The 16,243-nt window shown below is 71.2% G+C and carries 15 protein-coding genes; 2 read left to right on the top strand and 13 right to left on the bottom strand.

Going from position 1 to position 16,243, the window contains the following annotated elements:
• Positions 1-77: 77 nt before the first annotated feature.
• The 5 genes from ASG91_RS09560 to ASG91_RS09540 all read right to left on the bottom strand — a co-directional run bounded on the left by ASG91_RS09560 (position 78) and on the right by ASG91_RS09540 (position 4,526).
• The gene (locus ASG91_RS09560) at positions 78-1,193 is read right to left on the bottom strand and encodes an MraY family glycosyltransferase (RefSeq protein ID WP_056922423.1); all 1,116 of its coding nucleotides are present in this window, start codon (positions 1,191-1,193) and stop codon (positions 78-80) included.
• Between the two features lie 25 nt (positions 1,194-1,218).
• Positions 1,219-2,499, bottom strand: a complete 1,281-nt coding sequence (glyA, locus tag ASG91_RS09555) for a serine hydroxymethyltransferase (protein WP_056922422.1) — start codon at positions 2,497-2,499, stop codon at positions 1,219-1,221.
• Positions 2,489-3,325: an L-threonylcarbamoyladenylate synthase gene (locus ASG91_RS09550; protein ID WP_056922421.1), complete on the bottom strand. Its 837-nt coding sequence runs from the start codon at positions 3,323-3,325 to the stop codon at positions 2,489-2,491. Before ASG91_RS09550 ends, glyA begins: the two co-directional genes overlap by 11 nt.
• Before the next feature lie 111 nt (positions 3,326-3,436).
• A complete protein-coding gene (locus ASG91_RS09545) occupies positions 3,437-3,673 on the bottom strand; it encodes a hypothetical protein (protein WP_056922420.1) in 237 nt (78 codons plus the stop codon).
• A gap of 28 nt (positions 3,674-3,701) precedes the next feature.
• Positions 3,702-4,526 carry a class I SAM-dependent methyltransferase gene (locus ASG91_RS09540; protein WP_056922419.1) on the bottom strand — a complete coding sequence of 275 codons (825 nt, stop codon included), beginning with the start codon at positions 4,524-4,526 and terminating at the stop codon, positions 3,702-3,704.
• A 232-nt stretch (positions 4,527-4,758) separates the two neighbouring features.
• Between ASG91_RS09540 and ASG91_RS09535 the strand changes: the two genes are divergently transcribed.
• Together ASG91_RS09535 and ASG91_RS09530 are read left to right on the top strand one after the other, a co-directional pair.
• Complete coding sequence (locus ASG91_RS09535; protein ID WP_056922418.1) at positions 4,759-5,484, top strand: helix-turn-helix domain-containing protein; 726 nt, start codon at positions 4,759-4,761, stop codon at positions 5,482-5,484.
• Position 5,485: 1 nt separating this feature from the next.
• Positions 5,486-6,556, top strand: a complete 1,071-nt coding sequence (locus ASG91_RS09530; RefSeq protein WP_056922709.1) for a bifunctional 2-polyprenyl-6-hydroxyphenol methylase/3-demethylubiquinol 3-O-methyltransferase UbiG — start codon at positions 5,486-5,488, stop codon at positions 6,554-6,556.
• An 88-nt stretch (positions 6,557-6,644) separates the two neighbouring features.
• Here the strand turns inward: ASG91_RS09530 and prmC are convergent, their stop codons facing one another.
• From prmC to rho, 8 genes are all read right to left on the bottom strand, one after another.
• On the bottom strand, positions 6,645-7,502 hold the full coding sequence (gene prmC, locus ASG91_RS09525; RefSeq protein ID WP_056922417.1) for a peptide chain release factor N(5)-glutamine methyltransferase: 858 nt from the start codon (positions 7,500-7,502) through the stop codon (positions 6,645-6,647).
• Complete coding sequence (gene prfA, locus ASG91_RS09520) at positions 7,499-8,584, bottom strand: peptide chain release factor 1 (RefSeq protein ID WP_056922416.1); 1,086 nt, start codon at positions 8,582-8,584, stop codon at positions 7,499-7,501. Before prfA ends, prmC begins: the two co-directional genes overlap by 4 nt.
• Before the next feature lie 120 nt (positions 8,585-8,704).
• Positions 8,705-8,929 carry a 50S ribosomal protein L31 gene (gene rpmE, locus ASG91_RS09515; protein ID WP_056922415.1) on the bottom strand — a complete coding sequence of 75 codons (225 nt, stop codon included), beginning with the start codon at positions 8,927-8,929 and terminating at the stop codon, positions 8,705-8,707.
• A gap of 110 nt (positions 8,930-9,039) precedes the next feature.
• Positions 9,040-11,109 (bottom strand): ATP-binding protein, encoded by a 2,070-nt coding sequence (locus ASG91_RS09510; RefSeq protein WP_056922414.1) that lies wholly within the window; start codon positions 11,107-11,109, stop codon positions 9,040-9,042.
• Positions 11,106-12,554, bottom strand: a complete 1,449-nt coding sequence (locus ASG91_RS09505; protein WP_082592658.1) for a glycosyltransferase family 2 protein — start codon at positions 12,552-12,554, stop codon at positions 11,106-11,108. Before ASG91_RS09505 ends, ASG91_RS09510 begins: the two co-directional genes overlap by 4 nt.
• On the bottom strand, positions 12,551-13,603 hold the full coding sequence (locus tag ASG91_RS09500) for a HEAT repeat domain-containing protein (protein WP_056922413.1): 1,053 nt from the start codon (positions 13,601-13,603) through the stop codon (positions 12,551-12,553). Before ASG91_RS09500 ends, ASG91_RS09505 begins: the two co-directional genes overlap by 4 nt.
• On the bottom strand, positions 13,600-14,001 hold the full coding sequence (locus tag ASG91_RS09495) for a response regulator transcription factor (protein WP_056922412.1): 402 nt from the start codon (positions 13,999-14,001) through the stop codon (positions 13,600-13,602). Before ASG91_RS09495 ends, ASG91_RS09500 begins: the two co-directional genes overlap by 4 nt.
• Before the next feature lie 192 nt (positions 14,002-14,193).
• Entirely contained in the window at positions 14,194-16,215 is a 2,022-nt protein-coding gene (rho, locus tag ASG91_RS09490; protein WP_371262045.1) for a transcription termination factor Rho, read from the bottom strand.
• Positions 16,216-16,243 lie beyond the last annotated feature (28 nt).

Genomic DNA, 16,243 nt, shown 5'->3' with positions numbered 1-16,243 from the left:
CCGAGCGGTGGCGCAGTCGTTGGCCGTGGGCGCAGTCATGTCTGCGCCCGAAGCCGACAGCTGCGCCGCGGGCCCGGTCAGTGTGAGCGCGGGCGGTGGCCCGGGACCGACCAGCGCGGCAGCCACAGCGTGAGCACGCCGATCACCACGACGGCGGCCAGCACGCCCGCGCCGGCCACTCGCGCGTCGTCCACGAAGATGAAGCTCACCGAGCCGAGCGCCGCGACCGCCGCCCAGAGCCACAGGAGCAGCACGGCCCGTCGGTGGCCGTGACCGAGCTGGAGCATCCGGTGGTGCAGGTGCTGCTTGTCGGGGTGCCACGGGCGCTCCCCGCGCGCGGTCCGCCGGACCACCGCCAGGAGGATGTCGACCAGCGGGAGCAGGATGATCGCGGCCGGCACGACGAGGGGCAGCAGGGTCGCGGCGACCGGGTTGGTGCTGACCTGCGCTGGAGTCACGTTGCCGGTCGTCGAGATCGTCGCAGCGGCGAGCAGCAGGCCCAGCAGCAAGGCCCCGGAGTCACCCATGAAGAGCCGGGCCGGGTGGTAGTTGTGCGGCAGGAAGCCCACGCAGCAGCCGATCAGGGCGGCCGAGATGAGGGTCGCCGACGAGAACACGTTCGGTGGGTCGAAGGTGCGCGAGATGCCGTAGCTGTAGATGAAGAACGCCGTGCCCGCGATCACCACGACGCCGGCCGCGAGACCGTCGAGGCCGTCGATGAAGTTGACCGCGTTGGTGAACAGCACCACGGCAAACACGGTGAGCCCCACCATGATCGGCTGCGGCAGCACGGTCACGCCGCCGATCGGCAGCTGGTAGAGCAACACCCCGCTGAACGCCATGATCCCGGCGGCGATCATCTGGCCGCCCATCTTGGTCAGCCAGTCCATCTCGCGGATGTCGTCGATCGCGCCGATCAGGCAGACGATGCCGGCGCCGACCAGCACCCCCTGCAGCTCCGGGCCGAGCCTGAACACCTGGCCCAGGAACGGCAGGTGGCTCGCCGCGATCATAGAGGCCGCGAAGCCGAGGTAGATCGCTACTCCCCCGAGGCGCGGGATCGGCGTCGAGTGGACGTCGCGGTCACGGACCGGCGTGAACGCGCCCGTGCGTACGGCGACGGCACGCATCAGGGGCGTCGCGGCATACGTGATCACCGCGGCGACCATCAGGACGAGGAGGTACTCGCGCACTTATGGCGCCTCTCGAGTGGGGGACTCAGCCTCGAGGGTATGCCGGGAAGCGGGTCACGAGGTCCGTGACCCCCGCGCGGACCTCCTTGGAGACGGCGTGGTCGGGGTCCGCGTCTCCGCGGATGACCGCCGTGGCGATGAGCTCGGCGACCTCGCGCATCTCGTCGGTGCCCATGCCCTGGGTGGTGACGCAGGGAGTGCCGACCCGGATGCCGCTGGCGATGTTGGGCTTCTGCGGGTCGAACGGGATGGCGTTCTTGTTGAGGACGATGCCGGCCGCGTCGGACCGAGCCTCCGCGTCGGCACCGGTCACGCCGACGCCCTGGAGGTCGTGCAGCGAGAGGTGGGTGTCGGTGCCGCCGGTGGTGGGACGAATGCCCTTCTCCCCCAAGGCGGTAGCCAGCACCGAGGCGTTCTCGACGACCCGCTTGGCGTAGTCCTGGTACTCAGCAGTGGCGCACTCCTTGAAGTTCACCGCCTTGGCCGCGATGGTGTGCATCTGGGGGCCGCCCTGCATCATCGGGAAGACCGCCTTGTCGAGCTTGGCGGCGTGCTCCTCCTTGCAGACCAGCGCTCCGGAGCGGGGGCCGCGCAGCACCTTGTGGGTCGTGAACGTGACGACGTCGGCGTAGGGCACCGGGCTGGGGATGGCCTTGCCGGCCACGAGGCCGATGAAGTGCGCAGCGTCGACCCAGAAGATCGCCCCGACCTCGTCCGCCAGCTTGCGGAAGAACTCGAAGTCGATGAGCCGCGGGATCGCCGACCCGCCGGCGAGGATCACCTTCGGGCGGTGCTCCTTGGCGAGCCGCTCCACCTCGGCGTAGTCGATGTCCTCGGTCTGCTTGTCGACGCCGTAGTGCACGGCGTTGAACCACTTGCCCGAGAAGGACACCTTGGTGCCGTGCGTCAGGTGGCCACCCATCGGCAGGGCCATCGCGAGGATCGTCTCGCCGGGCTGCATGAACGCGCCGTAGACGGCCTGGTTGGCGCTCGCTCCCGAGTGCGGCTGGACGTTGGCGTGGTCGGCGTCGAAGAGCGACTTGCACCGCTCGATCGCGAGCGTCTCGGCCTTGTCGACCTCCGAGCAGCCGCCGTAGTAGCGGCGTCCGGGGTAGCCCTCGGCATACTTGTTCGACAGCGTCGAGCCGAGGGCGGTGAGCACCTCGGGGCTGGACATGTTCTCCGAGGCGATCAGCTGGAGGCCGCCGCGGATGCGGTCGAGCTCGGAGACGAGCACCCCCGCGATCTCGGGGTCGAACGACTCGAGGGCGCCGAAGTCGGAGCCGTAGAAGGTGTCAGCGCTCATGCGGGTCTCCTGGGAGGGTGCTGTCGGTGCCGTCGTTGCGGTCAGTGGCGGGATCCGCGGGCAACTCTATTGCCTGCGTCCCGTCGGTCTCGGGGGTGCCCGACGCCTCGCCGGGCAGGGTGGTGGCCTCGTCCGTGGTCTCGGCCTCGCCGGGCTGCTCGGGCTGATCGGGCTCAGCGGGCCGCTCGGGCTCCTTGGGCTCGAGGGCGGCCCGGAGCTGCTCCTCGGTGACCGCCCCGGCCCGCAGCACGACGAACTCCTCGCCCGTGCAGTCGACGATCGTCGACACCTCCGTGCTGGTGGTCGGCCCGCCGTCGAGGTAGACCGACACCGCCGAACCGAGCTGTGAGGCGGCATCCGTGGCCGTCGTGGCCGCGGGCTGGCCGGTGAGGTTGGCGCTGGTCACGGCCATCGGGCCCACCTCGCTCAGCACCGCGAGCGCGATGTCGTCCTGTGGCATGCGCAGGGCGACGGTGCCGTTGGTCTCCCCGAGGTCCCACATCAACGAGGTCTGTGCCTTGAAGACCAGGGTCAGCGGCCCGGGCCAGAACTCGCGGATCAGGTCGCGAGCCCAAGCCGGTACGTCGGTGGCGAGGCCGTCGACCGTGCGGACGCTCGGGACCAGCACGGGTGGCGGCATCTCGCGTCCCCGGCCCTTCGCGGCCAGCAGCGAGGCGACGGCCTCGGCGGAGAAGGCGTCGGCGCCCACGCCGTAGACGGTGTCGGTCGGCAGGACGACGATCTCGCCGGCGCGGACGGCCTCGACCGCCTTCGCCACCCCCTCGCGGCGACCCTCGTCGGTGCTGCAGTCGTAGACCGGGCTCATGGTCGCCAGCCTAGGACCCCCGCTGACAGCCCTCTCACCCGAGTCTTTGCGTGATCCGGCGGACCAGGGGCCGTTGGATCACGCAAAGACTCGGGTGAGGAGGACTGCAGGTCAGGCTGCTGTGGCGCTGTCGTCCTGCGCGCGGAAGTTCCGCACGCAGATCCCGACCGTGAGGCAGCAGTTCGCCACCGCGACCCACTGCTCGCCCGACACCAGGGTCGGGGCCCACAGTCCGGCTGAGGCGATGCAGAGCAGCCAGCCGCTGCGCCTCCTGGCCGCCACCCAGGTGCCCAGCAGGCCCAGCACGATCGCGACGCCGCCCAGGACCTGGAAGGTGACCATCGTCATGTCTTCTCTCCTTTCGTCTACCGGCGCCTCAGCGCAGCGAGATGACCGTTTCGAGGTAGGTCGACGGGATGCTGACGCTGCCGCCGTCCTGGTTGCGGTCGTAGCGGCCGGCCAGCTCCGCGAGGTCGGCTGCCAGCGCTGCCTGCCCCGTCTCGTCGAGGGCCTCGAAGGCCTTGAGGGTGGGGCCGTACCAGCGTCGGAAGAACGTCACGAACTCCTCGGCCGTCGTGAAGCGGAAGACGCACTCGCGCTCCCGCGACTCGATCGTGTCGACCGCCGTGCCGAAGAGCTCGACGAGGTGCTCCTCGGTCCCCCACAGGAGGGGCGAGGCGACTCCGGCCGGTGCAGGGACGTGCGAGGTGATCACCCGGAACATCTGCCCGATGAAGCCTCCCGGCGTCCAAGAGGCGAGCGCGACCGTGCCACCCGGCTTGGTCACGCGCACCACCTCGTCGGCGGTGCGCTGGTGGTCGGGCGCGAACATCGTCCCGAACACGCTGAGGACCGCGTCGACCGAGTGGTCCTGGATCGGCAGCGCCTCGGCGTCGCCGTCCCGGAATTCGACATCGAGCCCCTCGGCCAAGGCCCGGCCCCGCCCGTCCTCCAGCAGCGCCGGCACGTAGTCGACGCCGATGGCGTGGGCTCCGGACCGCGCTGCGGCCAACGTCGCGTTGCCGTTGCCGCAGGCCACGTCGAGCACGCTCCAGCCGGCGCGCAGGTCCGCGGTCTCGGCCAGCTGCTCGCTCACCAGGACGATGCGGGAGGCGACCACGGAGAAGTCGCCGCTGGACCAGGTCTTCTGCTGCTTCGCCTTGACTGCCGCCAGATCGACCAGGGTGGTGGTTGTAGACATGGTGGTGTTGCTCCTTCGTCGTGCGACGGCACCGTGCCGTCGTCTGCATCGAGGATGCGTGGACCGCAAGGGCCGCAACGAGTGGCGATCTCGTACCGCCCGGAGGGCCTTTCGCTGCCCATCCGGGCGCCGCAGAACAGGGCAAACCCGACTCGACGACGGGATCCCACGCACGGTGACGGGTACAAAGTTCGTACTACCCTCGCGCGCACCGTCGGTGCACCATGGGTCCATGAGTGAACGGGGCGGGGACTACTGCCCGATCTCGATGGCGGTCGACGTGCTCGGCGACCGGTGGACGCCCCTGGTCATCCGGGAGCTGATGGTCGGCGCCAGTGGCTTCAACGAGATCCACCGCGGCATCCCCCGAGTCAGCCGCACGCTGCTCGCCCAGCGCCTGCGCCTGCTCGAGCGGATGGGTCTGGTCGAGCGCACCGTCGGGCCGCGCGGACGCCCGGGCGGGTACCACCTGACCGAGGCGGGCCACGGCCTGACACCGGTCGTCTGGGCGATGGGGCACTGGGCGGCGGAGTGGGTCTTCGGCGACCCCAGCGAGGCCGACTGCGACGGGCTGTCGCTGATCTGGCGGCTCCACCAGCACGCCATCCCCAGCAAGCTGCCCGTCGAGCGGACGATCGTGCACATCGTCCTCACCGGCCACGGTGCGGCTGAGGGTTGGCTCGAGCTGAGCCGGTCGGGTGCGACCGTCTGCAAGGACGACCAGGGTCACGACGTCGACCTCGCGATCGAGGCCGACACGGCGCAGATGCACCGCTGGCTGTTGGGCCGCACCTCCTTCGCCGAGCTGGTCCGCCGGGGTGACGCTCGGGTGCTGGGACCGAGTCGGCTGGGCCGCGCCTTCGCCTCGTGGTTCGACATGAGCTACTTCATCGAGGACTTCCGCCGTGCCGACCACCGGCGCCAGCGTGCGCTGTCCGTCGCGGCAACAGCCGGCTGAGATGGCTGCCCCCACCACGGACGAGCTGGCCGAACGGATCTTCGGCGCCCTCCTGGGCACGGTCGACATCCTGTCGGTCTTCCTGGGCGACCGCCTCGGGTGGTACCGCAGCCTGGCCTCCGACGGGCCGGCGACCCCACTCGAGCTCGCCGACCGCACCGCCACCCATGCGCGCTACGCCCGCGAGTGGCTGGAGCAGCAGGCGGTCACCGGCTTCCTCGCCCTCGACCACCCTGACGACGACCCCGACGCGAGGGTCTACTCGATCCCGTCGGCCACCGCCGAGGTGATGACCGACGAGACCAGCCTCAGCTACCTCGCCCCCTTCGCCCGGATGTTCGCCGCCGTCGGTCCGCAGCTGCCCGACCTGCTCGGGGCCTACCGCACCGGCGGTGGGGTGAGCTGGGACCAGCTCGGCACCGAGGCACGTGAGTCCCAGGCCGATGGCAACCGGCCGTGGTACCAGCACCGGCTGGCCGAAGCCCTCGCCGGCGTCCCGCAGGTGCACGAGGCGCTGTCCGCGCCGGGAGCAGTGATCGCCGACGTCGGGTGCGGGGCGGGCTGGTCGAGCATCGCCCTCGCGAAGGCCTACCCCGACGCCACGGTCGAGGGCTTCGACATCGACGCACCCTCGGTCGCGATGGCCACGGCAAACGCCGCGGCGCAGGGCGTCGACGACCGGGTGCGCTTCACCGCGGGCGATGCGGCAGGTATGCCGTCCGGCCGGTTCGCGGCCGCGTTCGCCTTCGAGTGCGTGCACGACATGCCCGACCCCGTCGGGGTGCTCAGGGCGGCCCGCGCCTCACTGGCACCGGGAGCGTTCATGGTCGTCATGGACGAGGCCGTCGCGGAGGACTTCGCTCCGCACGGCGACGAGCTCGAGCGGGTCATGTACGGCTTCAGCCTGCTGGTCTGCCTGCCCGACGGGATGTCGGCTCCAGGCAGCGTGGGGACCGGCACCGTGATGCGCCCGGCGACCCTGCGTCGCTACGCGCAGGAGGCCGGCTTCACCGGGTTCGAGGTGCTCCCGATCGAGGAGTTCGGCTTCTGGCGGTTCTATCTGCTGAGCTGACCCGGCCCGGACGCCGAGCCCGGGTCTTTGACGGGTTGACCCCGCCCTGACGTGGTCGACCCGTCAAAGACCCGGGGAGGGGGCGGGCTCAGGCGCGCCGGGCGGTGGTGGCGCGCGGTCGTCCGGTCAGGTCGTCGTGGTCGAGGATCTCGGTCCACTCGCCGGTGCGGCCGAGTCCGTGCGGCAGGCTGGCCCCCTGGCTGTCGGCGTGCTCCATCACGAGCAGGCCGCCGGGACGCAACAGCTGGGCGGCCCGTCGCGCGACGGCGAGCGGGATGGCGAGCCCATCCGGACTTCCGCCGAAGAGCGCGAGCTCCGGGTCGTGGTCGCGCACCTCGGGGTCGAGCGGCACCATCCCCACTGGGATGTACGGCGGGTTCGACACGACGATGTCGACCTCACCCGCCAGCTCCGGGAAGGCCTCGGTGGCGTCGCCGAGCCGCAGCTCCACCGGGAGCCCCGAGTCGGTGACGTTGCGGTCGGCCCAGGCGTGCGCCTCACGTCCCAGCTCCACGGCATACACCGTCGCGCTCGGCACCTCGTCGGCGACCGCGAGGGCGATGGCACCCGAGCCGGTGCACAGGTCGACCACGACCGGCGCCTCGAGGCCCAGCGCAGCCTCGATCGCCAGCCCGGCCACGAACTCGGTCTCGGGCCGCGGCACGAAGACCCCCGGCCCGACGCTCAGCTCGAGCCGGCGAAACCCGGCGCGACCGGTGAGGTGCTGCAAGGGAATCCGCGCCGCACGCTCCGCGACGAGGTCCGCGTAGCGATCGAGGAAGGCGACGTCGGCCTCGGCGAGCATCACCATGCGGCGCCGGACGTCGGCGACGTCGCTACCGAGGGCGAACGCCGCGAGGACGAGGGCGTCCGCCTCGGGGGACGGCACCCCGCTCCCAGCGAGCGCCCCGGTGGCCCGCACGACCTCCGAACGGAGGGTCGTCACTGACCGGTGCCCTCGGCGACTGCCGCCATCTGCGCGGCCTCGTCGGCGTCGACCGCGGACTGCACGACCGCCTCGAGGTCGCCGTCGAGCACGGTGTCGAGGTTGTAGGACTTGTAGCCGGTGCGGTGGTCGGAGATGCGGTTCTCCGGGAAGTTGTAGGTGCGGATCCGCTCACTGCGGTCGACCGTGCGGACCTGCGACCGACGGGCGGCACTGGCCTCGGCGTCGGCGGCCTCCTTGGCCAGGGCGTGCAGCCGGGCCCGGAGCACGCGCATTGCCGACTCCTTGTTCTGGAGCTGGCTCTTCTCGTTCTGGCACGAGACCACCACGCCGGTGGGCAGGTGGGTGATCCGCACCGCCGAGTCGGTGGTGTTGACCGACTGGCCACCGGGGCCGGACGAGCGGTAGACGTCGATCTTGAGGTCGTTGGGGTCGATGGTGATCTCGACCTCCTCTGCCTCCGGCATCACCAGCACGCCTGCCGCCGAGGTGTGGATGCGCCCCTGGCTCTCGGTCACGGGGACGCGTTGCACCCGGTGGACGCCGCCCTCGTACTTGAGCCGCGCCCATGGGGCGTCGCCCGGCTGGGGGGTGCCCTTGGCCTTCACGGCCACCTGGACGTCCTTGTAGCCACCGAGGTCGGACTCGGTCGCGTCGATGACCTCGGTCTTCCAGCCCCGTCGCTCGGCGTAGCGCAGGTACATCCGCAGCAGGTCACCGGCGAACAGCGCCGACTCCTCGCCACCCTCCCCCGCCTTGACCTCGAGGATCACGTCGCGGTCGTCGTCGGGGTCGCGTGGGATGAGCAGGCGCCGGAGCACGTCCTCGGTCTCGGCCAGCCGGGCCTCCAGACCGGGCACCTCCGCGGCGAAGCCCGCGTCTTCGGTGGCGAGCTCGCGGGCGGCCGCCAGGTCGTCCGTCGCCGCGTGCCACGCGTGGTATGCCGCGACGGTGGGTGCCAGCGCGGCATACCGCTTGTTCAGCTTGCGGACGAGGTCCTGGTCGCCGAACACCTCGGGGTCGGCCAGCTGCTTCTCGAGGTCGGCGTGCTCCTGGACGAGGGCTGCGGCGGACTCCAACATGGGGGCTCCCTGAGGTGGTGCGGGGGTGGCGCGGGGGTGGTGCCGGGGTGGTGCACTGGGGCGGGGAAAGCAGTGCGCCGGCCCCGACCCCAGGGGGTCAGGACCGGCGCATCGGGAAAGCTACTTGCTCTCGGCAGCGGCCTTCTTGCCGTAGCGGGCCTCGAACCGGGCCACGCGGCCACCGGTGTCGAGGATCTTCTGCTTGCCGGTGTAGAACGGGTGGCACTGCGAGCACACCTCGGCGCGGATGACGCCGGAGGTCGCGGTGCTGCGAGTCGTGAACGTGGACCCACAGGTGCAGCTCACCGTGGTCTCGACGTACTCGGGGTGGATGTCCTTCTGCAAAGCGTGCTCCTTGAGTCAATGTGGCCGGGTCGGCTGGGCGGGCTGCCCTGGAGGTGTCCATGCCGTGAACCGGTCAGCAGTCAAGTGTGCCAGAGAGCGGCGCACATCTCCTAAACGGCGTGGACCGCCGTGCCATTCCCCGCCGGGAGCACCACCGTCATCACCGTTCCCTGGTCCTCGACCGAGTCGACCTGGAGCTCTCCGCCGTGGCCCTCGACGATCGCTCGCACGATCGCCAGGCCCAGCCCGGTGCCGGGGATCGCGGCGGCCGTGGCGTTGGAGGCACGGAAGAACCGGTCGAACAGGTCGGGCAGGTCCTTCTCGGGGATCCCGATACCGGTGTCGGTCACCGTGATCACCACCCGGCCGTCGACCTGCTTGGCGGCGATCGTCGCCCGGCCGCCCGCGGGGGTGAACTTCACGGCGTTGGAACCGAGGTTGATCAGGCTGCGTTCGAGCTGGCCGCGGTCGACCCGGATGGTCAGCTCCGGGTCGACGGCGTCGACCACGAGGGCCACCCCCGCGGCGTCGGCCACGGGGCGGAGCAGGTCGGCGACGCCGGCGACGAGGGAGACGACCTCGACCTCTTCGGTCGACGACTGGAGACCGGTGACCTCGATCTTGTTGAGGACCAGGAGGTCCTCGATGAGGCCACGCAACCGGTGGGCGTTGCGACCGATGATGTCGAGTGCGCCGCGCTGACTGCTCGTGAGGTCTCCGTAGTCGCCGTCCTGGAGCAGCTCGAGGTAGCCGTTGATGGAGGTCAGCGGGGTGCGCAGCTCGTGCGACACGGTCGCCATGAAGTCGGTCTTCTGCCGGTCCAGCGCGGTCAGCTGGTCGACCTGGGCCTCGCGCATCTCGCGGAGCCGCAGGTCGACGATCGACTGGGCGACGTAGCCGGCGCACTGCTGGACGGCCTGGATCTCGTAGCGACGCCACCGACGCGGGCCGTCGACGGTCATCAGCGACAACACGCCGAGCCCTTGCTCGCCGATGCCCACGGGCACCATGAGGAGCGACGTGGCGCCGGTCGCGCGGTAGAAGCGCTGGGCCCGGTCCTGGGCCTGCACCTCCGGGGCGAGGAAGTCCGAGACCACGAAGAAGGTCGCCTGACGCCGCAGCTCGTCGCCCACGTCCTTGACCTCACCGGCCAGCGAGGGTGGGAGGACCGGCAAGTCGGGAAGGTCGTGACGATGCCACTGGGTCCGCTGGTCGATCACCCCCGACTCGTCGTGGGTGTAGAGGATGATCCGGTCGACCGACAGACCCTCCCCGAGCATCGTGCACACCGCGTGCAGGGCGGTGTCGATCTCGGGCGCCCCGTGCACCACCCGGGCGACGTCCAGGGCGAGCTGGTGCGCCAGCAGGACGACCGACTGCTGCTCCTGGAGCACTTGGTTGGAGCGGGTCAGGCCGTTGAAGTCGGCCGCCAGCGCCCGGATCTCCGCGGCCCCCGTCCCGGTGTCTGCCTGGGCGTCGCGGTCACCGTCACGCTGACGCTCGACGACCGAACGGAGCCGCTCCAGCGGACCACTGACCGAGCGCGCCAGCAGCCGCCACCCCCTGAGCACGATGACCATGGCCAGCAGCACCGTGGCGGCCGCGGTGCCGACGAGCAGCTGGACGGAGCGCCGCGCCCTGTCGCGGGCCGCGTCACGCTCGAGCCGGAGCACGTCGTACAGGCCGCGGTTGCTGTCGCGGAAGGCACGGAACCGGTCCATCGCGTCTGTCTCGAGGACCTCGCGCTGCGGCTGGCTGCGCCGCATGCCGTCGTCCGCGGCCTCTGCCGACCTGAACCAGGCGGCGATGGCCGTTCGCTGGGTGTCCAGCAGGGCGGCATACCGGGTGCGGTCCTCGGCCGGGAGCGAGCTCGAGGTCAGGGCACGCTCCATGGTGGCGAGCTCCACGGAAACCCGGTTCTGCGTGCCGCGGTAGCTGGTCAGTGGGGCGGAGCCGCCCAGGAGCTGGCTCCACGTCACATAGGCCCCGGTCATGTCGATGAGGACGGCGTTGTTGGCGTCGAGGGCCGGGCTGTATGAGGTCGTCAGCACGCGGATGTCCCGACTCTGGCTGGTGAGGTTCCACAGCGATGCCGCGGCCACGACAGGGATCAACACCACCAGCGCCAGACCGAGGACCTTGAGCTGGCCGGAGACCGATCGGCTCGCGAGCTTGGTCACCCGCCAGCCTCGTCGAAGCCGGTCCGGGTCATGACACCCCACACCTGCTTCTTGCGCCGCAGGCTGGCCCACCAGCCCTCCAGCCGCCACCACACGGTGAGCTGCCGGTAGCCGAAGTTCTCCAGGACCGAGGCCGCGAGGCTCAGGCCCAGGTCACGCCAGCGCTCGTGCCGGTGAAAAGCCCACTCCTCGGCAGCCATGGCCGACAGCGTCACGAGGACGGCCAGGCCGTAGGCCAGCACGAGGAAGAGGATGCCGTAGGGGACGTTCACGACCCCGAGGGCGAGGGCCAGCGGGACGATGATGATGCCGAACATCTCCAGCAGGGGCGCGAACAGCTCGAAGATCCAGAAGTACGGCAGCGCGACGAACCCGACCCGCCCGTAGCGCCGCCGGAAGAGCATGCCGCGGTAGGCCCACAAGGTCTCCCACAGGCCCCGGTGCCAGCGCCGGCGCTGGCTGCGCAGGACCGAGGTGGTCGAGGGGACCTCGGTCCACAGCACCGGCTCGGGCACGAATGCCACGCGGTAGTCACGGTCCTCGTCGCGCAGTCTGCGGTGGATCCGCAGGACCAGCTCGAAGTCCTCGCCGATGCTGTCGGGGTCGAGCCCACCCACCTCGACGATGACGTCGCGACGGAAGATGCCGAAGGCCCCGCTGATCAGGATCAGGGCGCCGAACCGGGCCCACCCGGTGCGCCCGAGCAGGAACGCCCGCAGGTACTCGACGACCTGGATCCTGGCCAGCCACGACGTGGGCATCTGGACCTTGACGATGCGGCCCGACACCACCCGGCTCCCGTTGACGGGGCGGATCGCGCCACCTGCCGCGACCATCCGGTTCGGGTCGTCGACGAACGGCTGGGTGACGCGCAGGAGCGCGTCGGGCTCGAGGATGGAGTCGGCGTCCACCATCGTGACCAAGGGCTCGGTCGCGGCGTTGACCCCGACGTTGATGGCCTCTGAACGCCCCGAGTTCTCCTTGCGCACGACGATCAGCCGGGTGCGGCCGTCGCGAGGCACGTGCACGTCGATGACCCGGGCTCGGGTGGGCACGTCCTGCGGGATCTCGCGCGGGATGGGGACGAGGTCGAAGGCGTCCCGCAGCCGCTCGAAGGTCGCGTCGGTGCTGCCGTCGTCGACCGCCACGACCTCGTGCCGCGGGTAGCGCAGGGAGAGCAGCGCCTGCACGGCCGTGACGATCCCGGCCTCCTCGTTGTAGGCGGGCACGACGAGCGACACCCCGGGGGTCAGCGCACCGCCGAAGGTCTCGACGATCGCCTCTCGACGTCGGTGCTGCGCCCGGAAGTCGACGAAGGCCAGCACGATCAGCGCCAGGTAGGACAGGTTGATGACCGTGAAGTAGATGAGGATCGGCGTCGACGTGATGTGCATGAGCCACGCCACGGTCGACCGCAGCCCGTCGACGAGGCCGTCCCAGCTCACGACAGGCTCCCCTGCAGCCGGGCCACGGCCCGCGCGCTCTCGATCGAGGCGTTCGTGGGCGCGCCGTCCACCGCCGCGCGGCCGATCGGCCCCAGCCTGAGCAGCGAGGTGGCGGCGATCTCGGCGATCCGCGGGTCAGGGTCGGCCAGCAGGGCACGCAGCCCGTCGACGGCCGACGGGTCGCCGAGGTCACCCAGTGCCGCCGCACAGGCGCGCCGCAGCTCGATGGGCTGATGGGTCTGCGTGCCCTCCAGGAGCACGGCGACGTCGGCGGTGCGCCCCATCCGTCCGAGGGCGACGGCCGCCGTGGCCCGGACGACCGGGTCCTCGTCGGTCCTCAGCGAGAGCCGCAGCAGGTCGATGGACCGCGTGAAGGTCCCCTCACCGCTGAGGTATGCCGCGACGGTGCGGGTCGTGGGGCTGGTCGCCAGGAGTCCGTCGCGCAGCGCGTCGGCGATGCCGACTCCCAGCTGCTCCAAGGCGTCGCCGGCCGGGCCGGCGGGGACGGCGCGGTCCGCGCCGACCGCGGCGAGGAGCGGGGGTGCGGCGCTGGGCTCCCTGAGGAGGCCGAGGGCCCGGGTCGCCGCGACGCGCACCTCCGCGGCGGGGTCACGCAGGGCGTCGACGACCAGGGGCAGGGCCGCACCCACGTGGCAGAGCCCGAGGAGGTGGGCCGCGCGGGCCCGGCGGACGGTGCTCCGGTGCTTGAGGTCGTGGGGCGCCCGGTCGACGGCGCCGTGGGCCAGGAGAACCGCCGCGAGCTCCTCGGCGGGCACGCCGCGCACCTTGGCGAGCAGGTCGACCAGCGCGTCGTCCAACGCCTCACGCGCCGGTCCTTCCACGGCGATCAGCGCGTCACGGTGGGTGCCGTCCTCGTCCTCGCCGGAGCCGACGGCGAGCAGGTCGGCTCGGTGGGGGGCGACCAGGGCCGAGGTCCGCCGGTCACGCAGCGTGCGCGTCACCTTCGTGGCGACGATCAGCAGCACGAGGACCAGGCACGCCAGCAGGACCAGGGCGGTGGAGCCCCAGAGAATGCCGCGGGCGCTCACCTGACGCGGGCCAGGATCCCGTTGACGCGGTGCAGGAGCTCACGGGGGCTGAAGGGCTTGATCACGTAGTCGTCGGCTCCCACCGCGAAACCGGTGTCCACGTCGCTGTCGCGCGACTTGGCGCTCAGCATCAGGACCGGCACCGTGGCCGCGCCGCTCTCGCGGATCTTGCGCAGGACGTCGATCCCGGAGAGCCCGGGCATCATCACGTCGAGGATGACCAGCGCCGGTGGCTCCGTCTGGAACGCCTCCCAGGCGCTCAGGCCGTCACCCACCGCCTCCACGGCATACCCGGCCTGGGTGAGCTTGAACTCCACCAGGTCGCGAATGTCCGGGTCGTCGTCGGCGACGAGCACTCGGATTCCCTCAGCCGCGGTCACTGCCAGTCCTCTCGTCATGCAAATGGATGAGCCTGGACCAAATGTACGGGCTCGGGACCCGTTCTTCGCGCTCATCGGGCACTCCGACGGCACTGCTCAGCACACCCACGGACCTCCCGCTGCCAGTCGTCCCACAGGGCGGACGACACGACGGGGGCCCGGCACCTGTTCGGCGCCGGGCCCCCGCTCGGATCGGATCAGGGTGGGACGTCAGTCCTTGTCCTCGTCGTCGATGCGGATCGAGGAGTTCTGCTGGACCTGCATGAGGAACTCGATGTTGCTCTTGGTCTTCTTGATCCGGTCGATCAGCAGCTCGATGCCCTGCTGCTGGTCGAGGGCGGCCAGCACCCGGCGGAGCTTCCACATGATCTTGAGCTCGTCGCCCGACAGGAGGATCTCCTCCTTGCGGGTGCCCGAGTTGTTGATGTCGACCGCGGGGAAGATCCGGCGGTTGGCCAGGCCACGGTCGAGCTTGAGCTCCATGTTGCCGGTGCCCTTGAACTCCTCGAAGATCACCTCGTCCATCCGCGAGCCGGTCTCGACGAGGGCGGTCGCGAGGATCGTGAGCGAGCCGCCGTTCTCGATGTTGCGCGCCGCGCCGAAGAACTTCTTGGGCGGGTAGAGCGCCGCGGAGTCGACGCCACCGGACAGGATCCGGCCGCTCGCCGGGGCCGAGAGGTTGTACGCGCGGCCCAGCTTGGTGATCGAGTCGAGCAGCACCACGACGTCGTGCCCCATCTCGACGAGGCGCTTGGCCCGCTCGATGGCCAGCTCGGCCACCGTGGTGTGGTCCTCGGCAGGACGGTCGAAGGTCGACGAGATGACCTCACCCTTGACCGCCCGCTGCATGTCGGTGACCTCTTCGGGCCGCTCGTCCACGAGGACGACCATGAGGTGGCACTCGGGGTTGTTCGTCGTGATCGCGTTGGCGATGGCCTGCATGACCATGGTCTTGCCGGCCTTGGCGGGCGCGACGATGAGGCCGCGCTGGCCCTTGCCGATCGGGGCGACCAGGTCGATGACCCGGGTGGTCAGGATGCTGGGGTCGGTCTCGAGCCGCAGCCGCTGCTGCGGGTAGAGCGGCGTGAGCTTGCCGAACTCGACCCGCTTGCGCGCGTCGTCGGGCGACATGCCGTTCACGGTGTCGAGGCGGACCAGCGCGTTGAACTTCTGCCGCTGGTTCTGCTGGGCGTCCTCGCGCTGGGCCTTGACGGCGCCGGTGACGGCGTCGCCCTTGCGCATGCCGTTCTTCTTCACCATGCCCAGGGGGACGTAGACGTCACCCGGACCCGGGAGGTAGCCGGAGGTGCGGACGAAGGCGTAGTTGTCGAGCACGTCGAGGATGCCGGCCACCGGCACGAGGACGTCGTCCTCCTCGACCATGGGCTCGTTCTCGTAGTCGCTGCCGTAGTCGCCGCGCTGGCCCCTCTTGTCGCGGTTGCGGTTGCGGTTGCGGTTGCGGCGGCGTCCGCCACGACCCTCACCGTCGTCGTCGTAGCCCTGACCGCCCTGGCCACCCTGCTGGTTCTGGCCGCCCTGCTGGCCCTGGGCGCTGTGGTTGCCCTGGCCCTGGGTGCGGCCGCCACGCTCGTCCCGGTCATCGCGGTCGTCCCGGTCGTGCTGCGGACGGTCGTCGCGGTTCTGGCGGTCGCCCTGCTGGCGGTCCTGCCGGTCCTGCCGGTCCGGCTGGCGCTCGTCGCGGTTCTGGCGCTCGCGGCGGTCGCCCTGCTGGCGGTCCTGCTGGCGGTCCTGCTGGCGGTCGTCCCGGTCCGACGCGGCCTGGTCCTGCTGGTCGCGCAGCGAACGCTCGCCCTGCTGCCGGTCCTGCCGGTCCTGCCGGTCCTGGCGGTCCTGCTGGCGGTCGGCCCGGGTGCGGTTCTGGCGGTCACCCTGCAGACGGTCGCCGCGGTCCTGCCGCGCGTCGTCCGCGCCGGCCTCGCGAGCCTCCGCCGCCCGGCCCTCGGCCTGGTCGACCTGCTCGCGGACCGCACGGTCAGCCCGCTCGGCACGCTGGGCGCGGTCCTGGCGGTCGCCACGGGACTGCTGCGGCTCGGTGGCGGCGGGTGCCTCGGCCTGCGCCGGGCGCTCCTGCTGCGGTGCGCTGCGGCGGGCGGGCGCCCCTGCTCCGGACTGGCGGTCCTTGATGGCGGTGACGAGGTCACCCTTGCGCATCTTGGCGGTGCCGGTGATGCCCATGCTCGCGGCCAAGCCCTGGAGCTCGGCCACCTTCATGGTGCCCAGCGCGCCGGAGCGACGCGGC

It is taken from the genome of Phycicoccus sp. Soil802, from assembly GCF_001429605.1.
In the GTDB taxonomy this organism is placed as follows: domain Bacteria; phylum Actinomycetota; class Actinomycetes; order Actinomycetales; family Dermatophilaceae; genus Pedococcus.
The sequence above is the reverse complement of the archived record's forward strand: the minus strand, read 5'-3'. Positions and strand labels throughout refer to the sequence as shown.